Source organism: Thermoanaerobaculia bacterium (genome assembly GCA_035260525.1).
GTDB lineage: Bacteria > Acidobacteriota > Thermoanaerobaculia > UBA5066 > DATFVB01 > DATFVB01.
Genome location: DATFVB010000310.1, coordinates 1 through 16,970 on the forward strand (window position 1 = coordinate 1; position 16,970 = coordinate 16,970).

The 16,970-nt window shown below is 68.6% G+C and carries 17 protein-coding genes; 8 read left to right on the plus strand and 9 right to left on the minus strand.

Translation table 11 applies throughout. The features are described 5' to 3' along the window. Positions 1 to 119: 119 nt before the first annotated feature. Positions 120 to 389: a Smr/MutS family protein gene (locus VKH46_14720; GenBank protein HKB72097.1), complete on the minus strand. Its 270-nt coding sequence runs from the start codon at positions 387 to 389 to the stop codon at positions 120 to 122. Between the two features lie 37 nt (positions 390 to 426). Next, complete coding sequence (locus VKH46_14725; protein HKB72098.1) at positions 427 to 726, minus strand: hypothetical protein; 300 nt, start codon at positions 724 to 726, stop codon at positions 427 to 429. A gap of 93 nt (positions 727 to 819) precedes the next feature. Between VKH46_14725 and VKH46_14730 the strand changes: the two genes are divergently transcribed. Both VKH46_14730 and VKH46_14735 read left to right on the plus strand, forming a co-directional pair. Further along, positions 820 to 1,263 (plus strand): hypothetical protein, encoded by a 444-nt coding sequence (locus tag VKH46_14730; GenBank protein ID HKB72099.1) that lies wholly within the window; start codon positions 820 to 822, stop codon positions 1,261 to 1,263. Between the two features lie 385 nt (positions 1,264 to 1,648). Next, on the plus strand, positions 1,649 to 2,632 hold the full coding sequence (locus VKH46_14735; protein ID HKB72100.1) for an alpha/beta hydrolase: 984 nt from the start codon (positions 1,649 to 1,651) through the stop codon (positions 2,630 to 2,632). 101 nt (positions 2,633 to 2,733) lie between these two features. On the opposite strand, the gene rlmN is transcribed toward VKH46_14735, so the two are convergent. Next, the gene (rlmN, locus tag VKH46_14740) at positions 2,734 to 3,876 is read right to left on the minus strand and encodes a 23S rRNA (adenine(2503)-C(2))-methyltransferase RlmN (protein HKB72101.1); all 1,143 of its coding nucleotides are present in this window, start codon (positions 3,874 to 3,876) and stop codon (positions 2,734 to 2,736) included. A 521-nt stretch (positions 3,877 to 4,397) separates the two neighbouring features. Then, complete coding sequence (locus VKH46_14745; GenBank protein ID HKB72102.1) at positions 4,398 to 4,742, minus strand: hypothetical protein; 345 nt, start codon at positions 4,740 to 4,742, stop codon at positions 4,398 to 4,400. A gap of 99 nt (positions 4,743 to 4,841) precedes the next feature. On the opposite strand from VKH46_14745, the gene VKH46_14750 reads away from it, so the two are divergent. The 4 genes from VKH46_14750 to VKH46_14765 all read left to right on the plus strand — a co-directional run bounded on the left by VKH46_14750 (position 4,842) and on the right by VKH46_14765 (position 9,429). After that, the gene (locus VKH46_14750) at positions 4,842 to 5,609 is read left to right on the plus strand and encodes a YIP1 family protein (GenBank protein ID HKB72103.1); all 768 of its coding nucleotides are present in this window, start codon (positions 4,842 to 4,844) and stop codon (positions 5,607 to 5,609) included. A gap of 64 nt (positions 5,610 to 5,673) precedes the next feature. Next, positions 5,674 to 6,594, plus strand: coding sequence for an ATP-binding cassette domain-containing protein (locus tag VKH46_14755; GenBank protein ID HKB72104.1), 921 nt, complete (start codon positions 5,674 to 5,676; stop codon positions 6,592 to 6,594). Positions 6,595 to 6,648: 54 nt separating this feature from the next. Continuing rightward, a complete protein-coding gene (locus tag VKH46_14760) occupies positions 6,649 to 7,956 on the plus strand; it encodes an ABC transporter permease (protein HKB72105.1) in 1,308 nt (435 codons plus the stop codon). A 93-nt stretch (positions 7,957 to 8,049) separates the two neighbouring features. Next, complete coding sequence (locus VKH46_14765) at positions 8,050 to 9,429, plus strand: carbohydrate porin (protein ID HKB72106.1); 1,380 nt, start codon at positions 8,050 to 8,052, stop codon at positions 9,427 to 9,429. A 4-nt stretch (positions 9,430 to 9,433) separates the two neighbouring features. On the opposite strand, the gene VKH46_14770 is transcribed toward VKH46_14765, so the two are convergent. From VKH46_14770 to VKH46_14785, 4 genes are read right to left on the minus strand one after another with little or no spacing between them, the layout of a single operon-like run. Continuing rightward, entirely contained in the window at positions 9,434 to 10,516 is a 1,083-nt protein-coding gene (locus VKH46_14770; GenBank protein ID HKB72107.1) for an ABC transporter substrate-binding protein, read from the minus strand. Next, positions 10,513 to 11,286, minus strand: a complete 774-nt coding sequence (locus VKH46_14775; GenBank protein ID HKB72108.1) for an ABC transporter permease — start codon at positions 11,284 to 11,286, stop codon at positions 10,513 to 10,515. Before VKH46_14775 ends, VKH46_14770 begins: the two co-directional genes overlap by 4 nt. Further along, positions 11,286 to 12,065: an ABC transporter ATP-binding protein gene (locus tag VKH46_14780; protein ID HKB72109.1), complete on the minus strand. Its 780-nt coding sequence runs from the start codon at positions 12,063 to 12,065 to the stop codon at positions 11,286 to 11,288. Before VKH46_14780 ends, VKH46_14775 begins: the two co-directional genes overlap by 1 nt. Then, a complete protein-coding gene (locus VKH46_14785) occupies positions 12,062 to 12,868 on the minus strand; it encodes an ABC transporter permease (GenBank protein ID HKB72110.1) in 807 nt (268 codons plus the stop codon). Before VKH46_14785 ends, VKH46_14780 begins: the two co-directional genes overlap by 4 nt. Positions 12,869 to 13,019: 151 nt before the next feature. On the opposite strand from VKH46_14785, the gene VKH46_14790 reads away from it, so the two are divergent. Both VKH46_14790 and VKH46_14795 read left to right on the plus strand, forming a co-directional pair. Continuing rightward, a complete protein-coding gene (locus tag VKH46_14790; protein ID HKB72111.1) occupies positions 13,020 to 14,582 on the plus strand; it encodes an ATPase domain-containing protein in 1,563 nt (520 codons plus the stop codon). Further along, a complete protein-coding gene (locus VKH46_14795) occupies positions 14,579 to 16,132 on the plus strand; it encodes a hybrid sensor histidine kinase/response regulator (protein ID HKB72112.1) in 1,554 nt (517 codons plus the stop codon). Before VKH46_14790 ends, VKH46_14795 begins: the two co-directional genes overlap by 4 nt. A 151-nt stretch (positions 16,133 to 16,283) precedes the next feature. On the opposite strand, the gene VKH46_14800 is transcribed toward VKH46_14795, so the two are convergent. Further along, positions 16,284 to 16,970, minus strand: a 687-nt coding sequence (locus VKH46_14800; GenBank protein ID HKB72113.1) for a L,D-transpeptidase family protein, incomplete at its 5' end; no start/stop codon positions are given.

A 16,970-nucleotide genomic window follows, 5' to 3' on the forward strand; every position in this document is an offset into this window, starting at 1 on the left:
ATCGGCGGTGTTGCCGCGACTAGACGATGCAAAGGCATCGCCGTCGCCGCGTCGCCCAGCCGCTTACCCCGCGGCGCTCCGAACGACGCCATAGCTATTTCCGACTCGGGACACCAGTATCACCGGAAGACGACGACCGTCGCCCCCCACCCGCCCCGCGCGGCCGGCGCGTCGAAGAAATGGTCGACGTCCGTGCGGCGGGCGAGCAGCGACCGGACGATCTCGCGCTGAACGCCGATCCCGCGGCCGTGGATCAGCCGGACCTCGTGGAAGAGCGGCCGGGCGGCGTCCAGGTACTCGGTCACCGCCGAGGGAACGTCGGCCGGGAGGAAGGAATGCAGGTCGAAGGAGTCCTCGAGGGGGATCGCGACCGGGTCGTCTTCGTCCATCGCTCGAATGGGACGCGCGGGACCGGACCGCGGCGCCTCACGCCGCGGGAGTGATCTCGCTCTCGGCCGCCCGCACGCGCTCGGGATCGAGCGGGACGCGGATCGGCTCGACGCAGATGTCTTCGAGCAGGAGGAACGGCCGGCCCTGCTCGTCGCGGGCGAGCTCCGAGGGCGCCAGGTCGAATCTCCGTCCGACGTTGACGCGCGTGTCCGGGCTCCACTTGCGCACCGAGCCCGAGATCCGTCCGTCCCACACGGCCCAGTTGACGGCGACGTGCGACCCGTCGGGGCAGTCCGTCCAGAAATAGTCGAGCTTCACGCTGGCCTCCGGGCTCATTCTACAGAACTCCGGCGGGACGGACTTCCTCCGGCACGTCGATTGCTCCTTGTTCCGGTGCAGGAATGGGCCTGCGACCAACAGGGAGCACTCATGAAACATCGAATCCTTCTCTCCGCCGGCGCGATCGCCGCTTTCGCGGCTTTCGCCGGCGCCCAGGAAATCCCGGCCCCCGCGGCGCCCGATCGGGACAGCTCGGTCACGACGCAGCGGCAGTCGACGCAGACGACCACCACCGAGAAGGCCGCTCCCGCCGATGTCTCCTCGTCTTCGGAGACCTCGACGAGCGCGACCAGCGTCAGCGGAACCGTTCGCACCTACGAGGCCGGCAAGTCGGTCACGATCGTGCGTCCGGACGGCACGACCGTCACGTACATGATCAACCCCGCGTCGCAGCTTCCCTCCGACGTCGCCGTCGGGCGGAAGGTGACCGTGACGACGACGACGGTGAGCGGCTCGCCGCAGCCGGTCGTCCAGCGCATGACGTACAGCACGAAGACGTCGACCACGACGAAGAGCGTCGAGCCCCCGCACTGAGGCCGTCGCGGGAGCTGGCTCGGGAAACCTGAGCGCGTGACGGGTTCGCGGCTCGTCGAACAAGCGACTCGACCGTGAACCCGCCACCCCCTCGCCGACGCTCCCGCTACCGCATTGCGGGACCTGCGCTCGATTACTTCGCGCAGGGTCCCCCGCGATGCGAAGGGCCCCGACCCGCACCGTGTCGGCTCGAAACCCCTGATGGGCGACTCGGTTCAGGACAATCCGACGGTGCGACAAACTTCGCGCTCGAGTTGAGGCCGTCCGGCCGGCCGAGCTGGTGTCCGGATCGGCCGAGTTGAGCGACGGTTCAAGCGACCGGTTCAACTCGGCCCCGCCGTCCTCGATGCGTCACCGCGCTGCTCTTCCAATATCATTGCGCCTCGTGTCGAAACGCGGCAAGACGATTCGAGGCGTCGGGTGGTCGGTCGCCGCGGGCGCCGGCGCGTACGTCGCCGGCTCGTACGCGGCGGCCGTGGCGCTCGGTGACGCGCTGATCTCTCCGGTCGGCCTCGCTCCGGGGCGCGACGACCGCGCCCTCTTCCTCGGCACTCTGCTCCGGGACGCCGGGGTCGCCGAGGAGTTCGAGCATCCGGGCGACCCGCGCGATCCAGTTCCTCTCGTCTGCACGTTCGCCTCCCCCGGCTCTCCCGGACAACGCCCGACGATCCTCTTTCTCCACGGCAAGGGTGGCAACGCGACCGAGTGGCTCCCCGACGCGCGCCGCGCCCTCGAGGCCGGATACAACGTCCTGTGCCCCGACCTGCGCGGCCACGGACGCTCGGGCGGCCGGTTCATCACGTTCGGCCTTCTCGAACGGCAGGACCTGAACCACGCGGTCGAAGCCGCCCGGCGCCGGTTCGGGATCGACTCCGATCGCCTGGGAGTGCACGCCTGCTCCTATGGCGGCTCTCCGGCGCTCCAGTTCTGCGCCGGGAACCGAGCCGTCCAGGCGCTCTGGCTCGAGTCTCCCTTCGGCGACGCGCCGGCGATGGCCCGCCACTACCTGCATCTGAAGTCCGGGCTGCCGTCCTGGGCGCTCGGGCTCACGACCCGCTGGGCGCTCGCGCGCGCCGACACGCGCGTCCGCCGCTTGATCGGCCTGCGCCGCGAGGAGGGGCTCGCCGCCGTGGACCCGATATCAGCCGCGGAGAAGGTCCGCTGCCCGGTGGCGCTCGTTTACGGCAAGCGCGACGAGCTCACTCTGCCCGCCTTTCTCGGGAGGCTCGAAGAGGCGCTTCCGCGCACGACGACGGTCTGGGAAGTGGCCTCGGCGGGCCATTGCCACCATGACGACCAGCCGCTCTCGGTCGAGACGGAGGAATACGAGCGGCGTTGGAGGGAGTTCTTCGGCTGGCGCCTCGCGTGACGAAACCCCGTCCGATCCCGTCCTCGTTCACGCCGCCCGCCCATTCATCGCTTCGCTCGGGATGAGGGAGAGAGCCTCTCGAGACGACAGAAGTCGAACGCTCATCGCGTCGGCAGGCGCGGGCGCTTCCGTGCGTCGATCTCGCGCCCCTTGAGCTGCCCGCACGCCGCCGACGCGTCGGGGCCCTTCGAGCGGCGCACCGTGACCGTGTAGCGCTCCTTCGCGAGCGTCTCGACGAACTGCTCGACGGCCTCCTCGGACGGCCGCCGGAACTCGGGGAGGTAGCGGGGATCGGGGTTGAACGGGATCACGTTGATCTTCACGGGCATTCCCCGCAGGAGACGGGCGAGCTTCCGCGCGTCCTCGGCGGAGTCGTTGACCCCTTCGAGCAGGACGTACTCGGCCGTGATCCGGCGCCGGTGCGTCAGGGGAAAGGCGCGCATCGCGGCCACGACTCCCGAGAGCGGATGGGCGCGCGACACCGGCATGATCTCCTCGCGCGTCTTCTGGTCGGCGGCGTTGATCGACACGGCGAGGTTCGGCTGCTTCGCGCGCGCGCCGAGCCGCCGGATCCCTTCCGGGAAACCGGACGTCGAGACCGTGATGCGCCGCGGCGAGATCGTCTCGAAGAAGACGTCGAGCGCGGTCTCGACGGCGTCGAGGTTCAGCATCGGCTCTCCCATCCCCATGAACACGATCGCGCAGGAGGTTCCCGGGTGCTCGCGCGCGACCGCGAGGAACTGCGCGACGATCTCTCCGGCGGAGAGGTTGCGTCCGGCGCCGAGCCGTCCGGTGACACAGAACCGGCAATCGACCGCGCACCCCGTCTGGGAGGAGAGACAGATCGTCGCCCGCGCCGGATCGGCGGCGAGCGGCGCTCCTGCGGCGGCCGTGTCCCGCGATCGGCGCGCGTCGGCGAACTCGGCCTCGGAAGAGGCCTGCTCCTCGCCGCGCGGCATGAACACCGACTCGACGAGCGCGCCGTCGGGAAAGCGCAGGCCGTATTTCACGCTCCCGTCGGCCGACACGTCGCGCCGCGCGACTTCCGGGAGAGCGAGGGGCGCCGCTTCCTCCCACGCGTCACGATCCTTCCGCGAAAGCTCGGTCATCGCCCCGTAGGAGACCGCGCGGCGGGCGTGGATCGCGTCGAAGATCTGACGGCCACGATATGCCGGCTGTCTCAGAGCTTTCGCCTGCCTTTCCCATTCGGCGCGCGACCAGGCGAAGGGGGCGAAGAGGTCCACCAGGGGAGGATAGCCCTATCGCGCTGATGGCCCGCTTGCGCGGTCGTCGGGGTACCGAGTTGAAGCGACGGAGTCGCTTAACTCGGCGCGGCCGCGGTACGCCGGCTGGCCGAGCTCCCCCGCGCGGCGCGCCCATTCGGCGCGGGACCAGGCCCAGGGCGCAAAGGGGTCGGCGGTCATCACGCCTACAGAATAGCAAGCGGCGGTTCTGCCCGTTTTGCTCGCGATAAAGAATAAAATCGAAGCACAAATATCGGTATTGCGGATCGGTCGTCGATCCAGGAAAGACAATGAGGCCCCGCCTTTCGCCGTGAGCAGAGGAGACTCCGACAGCAATCGCCAAGCCTGCGACGCGAGTGCAGGCCACTCCGAAACAAATTCGAAGCCCGAATGCCCAAAACTCGAAACGGAAGAGGGACGCCCGTTCGTTTCGAATTTCCGATTTCGATATTCGAACTTGTTTCGAGTTTCGATATTCGAATTTCGGATTTCCGAGCGCCCGCGCTCGCGGCCGCTCGCGGTCAGCCGCGCTTGGCGGCGCGTCGCCGCGCGACCGTCGCGCGGGCGCGGCGAGTGCGAACCTTGCGCGTCGGGTCGATCCCGACCGACTTGAGGAACCGCAGGTCCCGGAAGTCGATGCGGAACTCCGCGGCGGCCGCCGACGGAGACATCTCGACGCTCTCCTCGTCGTCGCCCGCGAACTCCTCGTCGCGCTCGATCCCGATTCGCGCGTCGAGGTTCAGAAAGAGGCGATACCCGTGCTCGCGAAGCTTCTCGATCGTCTCGTGCACGCGGTCGGATTCCGACACAGAGTCGTTGATCGCATCCCCGAGCTCTTTGAGCATCGCGCGAAGCTTCGCGTCCATGCGGCGCATGATGCCACCCGGTCCCGGGGCTGTCAAACTTTTCCGGCTTCCATCCGGTGGTAAGATGACGGGAAGAATTTTGAGGGAATTTTTTCGGCGATGACGCAAGACGTGTCGGGCTCCGCGGCCTCCCCCGCCGCTCCCGAGATCTCCGCGACCGCGGCGATGGTCGGCGTCTTCACCCGTCCCGCGGCGACGTTCGCCGCGCTCGTTCGGCGGCCGACGTGGTGGCTGCCGTTCGTCGCCGGGATCCTCCTCGCCGCGCTCTTCTCGGTCGTGATGACGGACAAGATCGACCAGGACGCCGCGATGCGGCGCGCGATCGAGAAGAAGATGGCACGCTCCGGACAGACCATGCCGAAGGAGCGCGTCGACGCGGCCGTCGACCGCGCGGTCGAGATGCAGCGCAAGATGGCGCCGTACACGCCCACGATCGGCGCGGCCGCCTTCGCGTTCTTCTTCTTCCTCGTCGCCCTCGTCCTCGCGGGCGCAGGGTCGGCGTTCGGAGCGGAGGCGAAGCTGCCGGCCTATTTCGCGATCTATGCGTACGCGGGGATCCCGATGCTCGTCCGGTCCGCGATCGCCGTCGTCCGACTCTTCGCCGCTCCGGACATGTCGCTCACGTACGACGACCTCGCGAGGATCGGGACGGTGGGTCCCGCGCTCCTCCTCCCGCCGTCGTCGGCATCCGTGGTCGTCGCCGTCGCTTCCTCCTTCGACGTCTTCCTCCTCGCAACCGTCGCGCTGCTCGTCGTCGCCTTCCGGCGGATTCCCGGGCTTTCGAAGGGCTCCGCCACGACTCTGCCGCTCGCGCTCTGGGGCGCCCTCCTGCTCGTTCGTGTCGGCTGGTCCGCTTTCTTCGGATGAGCCGGGAAGGGCGACCTAAACTTCCGCGCCCCGGATTCGTAAGTCCGCGGGGAGAGCAAAACCCATGAACGCGATCGAGGTCGAACACGTCACGAAGGCGTTCGGCCGTTTCAAAGCGGTGGACGACCTGTCCCTGGAGGTTCCGAAGGGGACGATGTACGGCCTTCTCGGGCCCAACGGCGCCGGGAAGACGACGACGATCCGGATGGTCATGGACATCACGGCGCCCGACTCGGGGTCGATCCGCGTCCTCGGCCGCCCGGCGACGCGGGAATCGCTCGCGCGCGTCGGCTACCTCCCCGAAGAGCGCGGGCTCTACCGCCGGATGCGGGTCCTCGACCACCTGCTCTTCCTCGCCGCGATCAAGGAAGTCGACGCCGACACCGCCAGGAAGAGGATCGAGCGCTGGCTCGACGCGATGGAGCTCCGGCCCTGGCTCCACCGAAAGGTCGACGAGCTCTCGAAAGGGATGCAGCAGAAGATCCAGTTCATCGCGACGATCGTCCACGATCCCGACGTGCTCATCCTCGACGAGCCGTTCTCCGGTCTCGACCCGATCAACGTGAACCTCATCAAGACCTTTCTCCTCGAGTTCCGCGCGCAGGGAAAGACCGTCGTCTTCTCCACGCACGTCCTCGAGCAGGCCGAGAAGCTCTGCGATCACATCTGCCTGATCACGAAGTCGAAGAAGGTCCTCGACGGGGAGATGAAGGACCTGAAGCGCCGCTATGCCGGCAACGTGATCCGGGTCTCGACCGACGCGCCGGCCGGCGCGATCGCCGCGATCCCCGGGGTCCGAACCGTTTCTCCGGTCAACGGCGGCTATCACGTGACCCTCGAGGAGGGGGTCGAGCCGCGCACGATCGTCCAGCGACTCTTCGAGAATCATCGGGTGGACGCTTTCTCCGAAAAGGAACCCGAGCTCGAGGAGATCTACCTCAAGGCCGTCCACGACGCCGGACTCGAGGAAACGCGCCCCGTTTGACTCCGGTCTCGTATCCCCCCTCTCCGCCGGGAGAGGGGGCAAGGGGGTGAGGTCATGGCCATCAACGTCCGCAAGGTCCGCGCGATCATCAAGCGCGAGTACGTCGAGCACATCCGGCGGAAGGCGTTCTGGATCTTCACGATCCTCCTGCCCGTGATGTGGATCGGCTTCTTCGCGGTCTCGATCCTGACGCAGACGCGCGCGTCCGGGGTGCGGAGGATCGCCGTGATCGACCCGACGGGAAAGTATTTCGCGCCGCTCGAGACGGAGATCGCGCACGGCAAGGACGCCGCGCGGTTCGCACTGACGAACGCGCCGGTGCCGCCCGCCGGCGTCGACGCGCTCCGCGCGGAGCTCAGGAAGCAGATCGAAGCGAAGAAGCTCGACGGGTACCTGCTCCTCGACCCGGCGTCGATCGCGTCCGGCAAGGTCGCCTATCGCGCCTCGTCCGTCTCCGACTTCACGTACCAGGAGCGGCTCGAGCGGCATCTCAACAACGTCCTCCTGCGCGACCGGCTGCTCTCGCGCGGGATCCCGGCGGGCGCGATCGCCGAGCTCGAGAAGACGGTCTCGATCGACGCCAGGCGCGCCGACGAAAAGGAGTCGGGCGGGTTCCTCGTCTCGATGGTCTTCTTCGTCTTTCTCTACGCGACGCTGATCCAGTACGGCATGTACAACCTGCGCGGCGTGATCGAGGAGAAATCGAGCCGCATCGTCGAGATCGTGATCTCCTCGGTGCGGCCGACCGAGCTGATGCTCGGCAAGGTGATCGGCATCGGGCTCGTGGGGCTGACGCAGTACGCGATCTGGTCGGTGCTCGCGATGAACCTCGCGCTGCTGTCGGGATCGGGGCTCGCGGCGGCTCTCGGTTTCGCGAACGCGACGATCCCGACCGTCCCGATATCGACGCTCGGCTACTTCGTCCTCTTCTTCGTCCTCGGCTACTTCTTCTACGCGTCGATCTACACGGCGATCGGCGCCCCGTTCAACTCCGACCAGGAAGCGCAGCAGCTCGCGATGATCCCGACGCTGATGATCGTCTCGGTCTGGGCCTTCTGGGGGCTGATCGTCAACAACCCGAACTCGACGCTCGCGACGGTCCTCTCGATGATCCCGCCGTTGACGCCGATGGTGATGTTCTTCCGGGTGACGCTCGCTCCCGTGCCCGGCTGGCAGGTCGCGCTCGCGACCGCGATCATGCTCGTGTCGATCGTCGGGATGTCCTGGCTCGCGGGGAAGATCTACCGGGTCGGCATCCTCATGTACGGGAAGAAGCCGACGGTGCCCGAGATCCTGCGGTGGATGCGGCGCCCGGAGTCGGGGATCGCGCCCGAGCCGGCGGTCGAGCCCGCGAAGAGCTGATCGCTCCCGGGCGCGCGTCTTTTCGACCGCTGCCGGGGCCGGACGAACAGACGGGCTTCTGCGCGGGCTTCGGTCCGACTACAATCCGCTCGCTTGCACCCGACTCGAAGAGTCATCCTGCCGGTCGCTCTCGCGGCGTGCGCCGCGCCCCTCCTCGCCCGGCCACCGGCGGACGAGCCGCCGCGGGCCGATTTCGGCTACCAGGCGACGACAATCACCCAGGACGCGCCCTCGTTCCGCGATCCGTACGAGGGGCCGCGAAGCTTCCGAAGCGAGGGGTCGGGCCAGTTCTCGACCACGCTCAGCATCTCGATCTTCACGGGCCTGAGGCTCTGGAAGAACGCGTGGATCTCGATCGATCCGGAGTTCCTGGTCGGCCACGGTCCCGGAGGGGGAACGGGCCTGGGCGCCTTCGTCAACGGAGACTCGGTGCACGCGGGGCTCCTCCAGCAGCGTCCCTATCTCGCGCGGGCGTTCTTCCACCAGGACGTTCCGATCGGACCCCGGAGTCCCGGCCCCTCGCCGACGGACGGGGAATCGACCGAACGCGACCTTGGCGCGTTCCTCACCGGCACGGATTCGCGCTTCCGCGTTCCGGGGCAAGGCTCCCGCCTCGAGATCACCGTCGGCAAGGTTTCGCTCCCGGATTTCATGGGCTCGAACGACGTCGCCGGCGACACGCACCACCGCCTCATGAATCTGGCGCTCATCACGGACGGTTCCTGGGACTACGCGGCCGACGCGCGCGGCTATACGTGGGGGGCGATCGTCGAGCTCCACCTCGAGAGCCCGGCCATCGCGGTACGGTTCGGAAGCTTCGCGCTTCCGCGGGAGGCCAACGGGCTCGAGCTCGACCACGACTATCCCCGCGCGCGCGGGGACAACCTCGAGCTCGAATGGGATTTCGATCCGGAATCCTCCGGCGTCGCGAAGGTCCTCGCCTGGGAGAATCGGGGCCGAATGGGGAACTACGAGGAGGCGCTCGCCGAGGCCGGCTCCGGCGCTCCCGACATCACCGCCGCGCGCGCGAAGGGACGGACCAAGCGCGGGATCGGCGTGAACCTCCAGCGCAGCTTCGCGAAGGAGTGGGGCGTGTTCCTCCGGGGCGGCGGCAACGACGGGCGCAACGAAACGTTCTGCTACACCGAGATCGACCGGTCGTTCTCGGCGGGGGTTTCCCATCCCGGGACGTTCTGGCGCCGACCCGAAGACACGGTCACCGTGGGCGTCGTCGGCGACGGTCTGTCCGCCGCGCACCGGCGGTATCTCGCCCGCGGCGGCGTCGGTTTCCAGCTCGGCGACGGCCGCCTCGACTACGCCCACGAGATCGTCGCCGAGGCGAACTACGACGCGCCGGTCGGCCGGGCCACGTCGGTCGGGCTGGACGTCCAGCGCGTGTGGAACCCCGGATACAACGCGGACCGCGGACCGATCATGGTCTACGGCGTGCGCCTCCACCTGCACCGGCCGTAGACGATCATTCCGCCTTTCCGCTGCCCGGCTCGTACTTCCACGCCGTCTCGTGCGCGGCGCCCTCGGCGAACCGCACGTCGACGTAGTCCTCGAACGGGATCTTCCGGTCGAGGACGCCGGTCTCGATCATGAGGTCGCGGACCATGTCGAAGTCGGGCTTGCGCGGCGAGAGCCGGGTGTAGATCACCCGGTCGAGCGGCTTGGTGAGCGCGTGGCGCAGGACCTCGGGCCGCTGGTGAAAGTAGTAGCGAGCGACGAAGTCCGCTGCGTGCTCGCGGTTCGGCTTCCCCTCGTCGAGCCAGAGGCCCGATCGCGCGATGCCGTCGACGAGCACCTGGACGGCCCGCGGACGCGTGTCGATCACGTCCTGCCGCACGACGACGACGCACGACATGTAGTCGGGCCAGTACTCGCGGGCCTGGAAGAGGACGCGGCCGAACCCGCCGAGCTCCGCCTGCGACGGATAGGGCTCCCCCATCGAGAACGCGTCGATCGCGCCGGCCGCGAGCGCGCCCGCGACGTCCGGCGGCGCCATCTCGATCATCCTGACGTCCTTTCCCGACATGCCGTTCTGCTTCAACGCCTTGAAGACGATCAGCCGCTCGTCGGAGAACCGGCTCGGAATCGCGATCGTCTTCCCGGCGAGGTCGCGCACGGAATGGATCGGCCCGTCCTTCCGGACGACCACGGCGCTCCCATAGCGGTGCCCGAGGTAGACAATCTTGATCGGAACGCCCTGCGCGCGCAGCGCGATCGCCATCGGCGCGACCATGAACCCGACCTGCATCCGGTCGGAGATGAGCGCCTCCTTGATTTCGGGAAACCCCTGGAACATCCGCGGGATGAACAAGTTCCCGTCCAGGGAGAAGCGCGAGATGAAGTCGGTGACCGGACACGCCAGGTGGCAGGTGACCGGGATGTACGCGACGTTGAGCTTCCGTTTGGCGGGCGGAAGGCGGTCGTTCAACGCCGCCGACCAGTCGACGTTGAGGGCCAGATGGGCCGCGCTGATCGCGACGATCCAGGCCGCGATCGCGGCGAACACGAGACGCCGGGCGCGATTCGGCCGGGCGGGCCCGGGTGTCATGCGCCCTCCGCGCGGAAGCCCCAGCGCAGCGCGCGGAGGCGAGCGAGCCGGGAGACCGCCACGTTCAACGCGAGCCCGATGACGCCGATCAGGACCATCGCCGCCACGACGAGGTCGTAGCGCTTGCCCGCGTTGCGCGAGTCGATCACGAGGTAGCCGAGCCCCGAGTTGACCGCAATCATCTCCGCGGCGACCACGACGAGCCAGGCGATCCCGAGAGCGATGCGGATCCCCCCGATCAGCTCCGGCAGTGCCGCAGGAAAGACGACGCGCGCAACCAGCGCCCGCCGCGAGAGCCCGAAGTTCCGCCCCGCCTGGCGGTAGATCGCGGGCACGCCGCGCACCCCGTTCATCGCGGCCACGAGGATCGGGAAGAGCGACCCGAGAAAGATCAGGAAGGTCGCGGCCGTGTCGTTGACGCCGAACAGCACGATCGCGACCGGGATCCACGCGAGCGGACTGATCGGGCGGAGGAACTGGATCACCGGGTTTGCCGCGCGGGCGGCGGCGGGTTGCCAACCGAGGAAGATGCCGAGAGGGATGCCGATCGCAAGCGCCACGCCGAAGCCCGCGGCGACGCGCAACAGCGAGTCGCGCACGTAGGCGAAAAGGAGGCCCTTGCGCGCGAGCTCCGCCAGACCCTTGCCGACCGCCCCCGGCGAGGGAAACACCGTCGTCCCGGTTCCTTTGACCGCGGCCTGCCAGACCGCGACCAGCAGCGCGCCCGCCGCGAGCGGAAGAACGACGGGCTCGAGCCTTCGCCAGCGCATCAGATCTTGTGGGCCAGCCCGATCTCTTCGAAGATCCCGTCGCGGAGCTCGAGGTACCGGCGCGAGGAGAGGTCGCGCGGGTGCGGCAGGTCGATCGGCACGATCCGCCGGATGCGGGCGGGACGCGCGGACATCACGACGACGCGGTCCGCGAGCTGGACGGACTCCTCGATGTCGTGGGTCACGAAGAGGATCGTCTTTCTCTCGGCCTGCCAGATCCGGAGGAGCTCGGCGCGCATCACGAGTCGCGTGATCGAGTCCAGCGCCCCGAACGGCTCGTCGAGGTAGAGCATGTCCGGGTCGACGGCGAGCGCCCGGGCGACCTCGACGCGCTGCTTCATGCCGCCGGAGAGCTCGTGCGGATACGCCCGCTCGAAGCCGGAGAGCCCGACGAGCTTCACGTAGTGCGCGATCCGCCGCTCGCGCTCGCGGCGGTCGAGCCGGCCGAGGCCGAAGCCGATGTTCCCCTCGACGGTGAGCCACGGGAAGACGCCTCGCTCCTGGAAGACGAAGATGCGCCGCGAGTCGGGTCCGTGCACCTCCTCGCCGTCGATCCGGACGCTCCCCGCCGTCGGCGGCAGAAACCCGGCGACGACGTTCAGGAGCGTCGACTTCCCGCACCCGGAGGGGCCCAGGATGCAGACGAACTCCCCTTCGCGGACCTCCAGGTCGATGTCCTCGAGGACCCGGATCTCGCTTCCCTCCGCGGGGAAGGTCATCCGCAAGCCGCGCATGGAGAGCTTCGCGCGCTGGGCGGCGGCGTCCGGCGCGGGAATCACGCCGCCTCCGCGGCGGAATCGGCGTAGCCCCAGCGGAGCGCCGGGAGCGTCTCGATCCGCCGCATCGCGGCGTCCAGGCCGACCCCGATCGCGCCGATCAGGACCATCCCGGCGACGACGAGGTCGTAGCGGTTGCCGGCGTTGCGCGCGTCGATGATCAGGAATCCGAGGCCGGAGTTGACGGCGATCATCTCGGCCGCGACCACGACGAGCCACGCGATCCCGAGCGAGAGGCGGAGCCCCACGAGGAGGCGGGGCAGGATCGCCGGCAGGAGCACCCGCCGCGCGATCTCCGCGGGCGTCAGCCCGAAATTCCGTCCGGCGTTCCAGTGGACCGACGAGACGTTCCCGACCGCCGCCATCGCCGAAACGACGAGCGGCAGCGACGAGGCGACGAAGATGATGAAGATCGCCGAGAGGTCCCCGACGCCGAACCAGAGGATCGCCAGAGGGATCCACGCGAGCGCCGAAATGGGCCGGACGAGCTCGACGAGCGGGGCGAGCGCGAGGCCCCCGCGCCGATACCACGCCAGCGCGATCCCGAGCGGGACCCCGACCGCGACCGCGAGCAGGTATCCCCACGTCACCCGGAAGAGCGAAGCAACGACGTGCTTGACGAGAAAGCCCTTGCGGGCGAGCTCGACGATGGCTCGCGCAACGGCGAGAGGGCCGGGGAGAAGCGGGAACCTCCCCGTCCGGATAGACAGGTCCCAGACGACCAGCAGGGCCGCGATTCCGGCGAACGGAAGAACGCGGTCGGCCACGCGCGCGCGCCAGTCCCGGCGGGTCTCTTCTCGATCCAAGTCGCGGCGAAGTCTACCGGAGAACCGGCGGCATCCGTAACGAGCAAGTCGTTCGAACGCCGATGTTTCGTCCGTGTCCAACGGCGTGGGCGAAGATTTTGCAGGGTCGTCCGCCCATCGGGGCACGAAACCGCACCCAGGAGAGAGATTCATGAACGAAACAGAGAAAATCGCGCGCCGAGCGCCCACCGGTGTGCCGGGAATGGACGAGATCCTCGGGGGAGGACTGCCGCAAAACCGCCTCTACCTCGTTCAGGGACAGCCGGGCGTGGGAAAGACGACCTTCGCGCTCCAGTTCCTGACGGAAGGCGCGCGTCGCGGCGAAAAGGGCATGTACATCACGCTCTCGGAAAGCGAGGAGGAGATCCGGTCCGTCGCCGACACCCACGGCTGGGACCTCGCGGGAGTCACGCTCCAGGAGCTCTCGGCGCAGGAGGCCGCTCTCGACCCCTCGTCGCAGAACACCCTCTTCTATCCGTCGGAGGTCGAGCTCGGCGAGACGATGCGGAAGGTGCTCGCCGAGATCGACCGCGTGCGGCCGGCCCGGCTCGTCGTCGACTCGCTCTCCGAGCTCCGGATGCTCGCCCAGAGCCCTCTGCGGTTTCGGAGGCAGATCCTCGCTCTCAAACAGTACCTGGCGGCGCGGCAGTGCACCGTGCTGTTCGTCGAGGACATGTCGATGGACGCGGGCGACCTGCAGCTCCAGAGTCTCGCTCACGGCGTCGTGACGCTGGAGCAGCGGCCCCCGGTCTACGGCGCCGATCGCCGCCGGCTGCGCGTCGTCAAGCTCCGCGGATCGCCGTTCATCGGGGGATTTCACGATTTGAGGATCGAAACCGGGGGTCTGCGGGTCTTCCCGCGGCTCACGGCGGCCGACTACCCGCATCTCAAGAGCGAGGAAATGATCTCGAGCGGCAACGCGGAGATCGACACCCTGATGGGCGGCGGCCTCGAGTTCGGAACGAGCACGCTGATCCTCGGCCCGGCCGGCACCGGAAAGTCGGCGCTGGCGTCGTTGTACGCGCACTCGGCCGCCCGCAGCGGCCACAAGTCGATCTTCTTCCTCTTCGAGGAAGGCCTCGGCACGTTCTTCTCACGGGCGCGCGCGCTCGGTGTGGACCTCCTTCCTCTCACCGAGGAGGGAATCGTCGCGGTTCGCCACGTCGACCCCGCCGAGCTCATGCCGGGCGAGCTCGTCGAGCAGGTCCGCGACGCGGTCGAGAGTTCCGGTGTGCGGATGGTCGTCATCGACAGCGTCGGCGGATATCTCGCCGCGATGCTCGACGAGAATTTCCTCGTCTCGCAGATGCACGAGTTCCTGAACTACTTGCGGCGCCGCGGCGTGGTCGTGATCCTGGTCATGGCCCAGCACGGCTTCCTCGGCCCCGGGATGGCGACGCCGGTCGACGTGAGCTATCTCGCCGACAACGTCGTCCTGCTCCGGTATTTCGAGGCGGGCGGGCAGCTTCACAAGGCGGTTTCGGTCGTCAAGAAGCGCGCCGGGATGCACGAGCGGGCAATCCGCGAGTACCGGATCGACGCGGGCGGAATTCGCGCGGGAGAGCCGCTCGCCGAGTTCTCGGGGCTCATGACCGGGACGCCGCGCTTCATCGGACGCAAGGAAACGCTCCTGCGGGGCGCCGATCGGCCGCCGGAAAACGAAGACGACGGGCCGTCGGAACACGAGGATGCGCCGAAATACGGGGGGCGATGAGCCTTCGGAACAGACGTCGGGAGGAGACGATCCTGGTTCTCGCGCCCCGCGGCCGGGATGGAGCGCTCGCGCGAGACATGCTCGAGAGCGAGGGGCTGGCGGCCCAACTCTGCTCCGACCTCCCGGAATTCTGCGGCGAGATGCCGGAGGCGGGCGCTGGTCTCATCACGGAAGAAGCGCTCGTCCCGCACTTCGAACGTCTCGCGCGGGCTATCCGCGACCAGCCGCCGTGGTCCGACTTCCCGCTCGTCGTGTTCCGCGCGGCGGAGCCCGATTCGGGAGGGCACCTTCTCGAGATGCTCGAGTACCTGGGCAACGTCACTCTCCTCGACCGTCCCGTCCGCAAGCTCAATCTCGCCACCGCGGCGCTCGCCGGGCTTCGCGCGCGCCGGCGCCAGTACCAGCTGCGCGACCTCCTCCTGGATCTCCAGGAGAGCGTCCTCCAGCGCGACCGGTTCCTCGCGATGCTCGGGCACGAGCTCCGGAATCCCCTCGGCGCGATCATGGCCGCGGCCGAGCTCTCGCGGCGGCGCAAATCGGCGGAGCCCTCCGCCGAGATCGGGATCATCCAGCGACAGAGCCGGCATCTCGCGCGGCTCGTCGACGACCTGCTCGACGTCTCCCGGGTCACCTCGGGGAAGATCGTTCTCGAGAAGATCTCGGTCGAGCTCGCCGACCTCGCCGAACGCTGCGTCCAGTCTCTCGCTCCGGCGGCCCGGGCGCAGCGGCTGGACGTCGCCGTCTTCGCCGACCACGACGTCCGCGTCGAGGGAGACCCGGTGCGGCTCGAGCAGATCGTCACGAACGTCGTCAACAACGCGATCAAGTACACGCCGCCCGGCGGGCGGGTGACGATCGAGGTGCGCCGCGACGGCGGGCGCGCGCTCGTCGCGGTTCGCGACACCGGCGCCGGGATCGCGCCCGAGATGCTCCCGAACATCTTCAATCTCTTCGCGCAGGCGCAGGACACGCTCGACCGCGCCCAGGGCGGCATGGGAATCGGCCTCACGCTCGTCCGGAATCTCGCGACGCTCCATGGCGGCGCCGTCGAGGCGTCGAGCGAGGGTCTGGGCCGCGGCAGCGAGTTCCGGATCTTCCTTCCGCTCGCCGCGGGCGAGCCCGCAGCGGCACCGGGGGCGCCCGGAGAGGAGCCCGCACCGGATGCGGCCGGCCGCCGCGTCGTCCTCGTCGAGGACAACGCCGACCTGCGCGAGTCGATCCGGCAGCTTCTCGAGCTCGACGGCCACGTCGTCGCGACCGCGGCCGACGGGCCCGACGGCCTCGAGCTGATCCGGTCGGTCCGGCCGGAAGTCGCGCTGATCGACATCGGCCTCCCGCGCCTGGACGGATATGCCGTCGCGGAGAGGGCGCGGGCCGAGCTCGGCCGCGAGCTGCGCCTCGTCGCACTGACGGGCTACGGCCAGGCGGAGGACCGCGAGCGGGCCGCGCTCGCGGGCTTCGACGGCCATCTCACGAAGCCGATCACCGGACGCGCGCTCCGTCGCGCCCTCGGCGCAGCAGCGCGCCGCCCCTCGTCGGCGAGGGCGTAGACCTCGGCTCGAGGAGGATCGCACTCGGAATCGAGCCCGGTTTCCGGCGCTTTCGCGGGCGTCAGTCGGAACGCCGGCCCGTCGGGGGCGGGACCCTTCCCCGTTCTGGTCCACCAGGCACGCCGAATATTTGTCGCCTCGAGAGAATCGATCACGAGTGCGGATAGCCCTTGGCGAGAGCCGCCGCCAGTTCGGCATCGTGTCCGTAAATGTCGTCGTAGAAATGAACGTCGCCGCTCTCGTAGGCGACGGCCGTCGCGTAGACGATGAAGACGGGGACGGGCTTTGCCAGGTTCACGATGACGTCGTCCTTTCCGTGCTGCATTTCCCGCCGCACCCGCTCCAGCGTCCATCCGGGATTGTTGCGCAGCACCCATGCGGCGAGCCCGGCGGCGTTTTCGACCCGAATGCAGCCATGGCTGAAATCGCGCCGCGAGCGCGAGAACAGCTCCGGAGAAGGCGTGTCGTGAAGATAGACGTTGTACTCGTTCGGAAACATCAGCTTGACCAGGCCCAGCGAGTTGGCAGGACCGGGCTTCTGTCGCACCATGAGCCTCCCCGCGCGCAGCTGCGTCAGGATGGCGTCGGATACTCTTCCGGACGTGACCACCTTGCCGTCGTGCGTCATGACCTCGTAGTTCTTGCGAGCGAGATAGCCGCGATCGCGCGCAACGGCGGGGACGATCTCCCTGCCGAGAATGCCGGCGGGAACGTTCCAGTAGGGACGCAGGATGACGTGCGTCATCTGGCTGGAGAAGACGGGTGTTTGCGTGCTCATCGCTTTCCCGACCACGACACGCATGTCCATCGCCACGCGGCCGTTCTCGTCGCGGGCGCG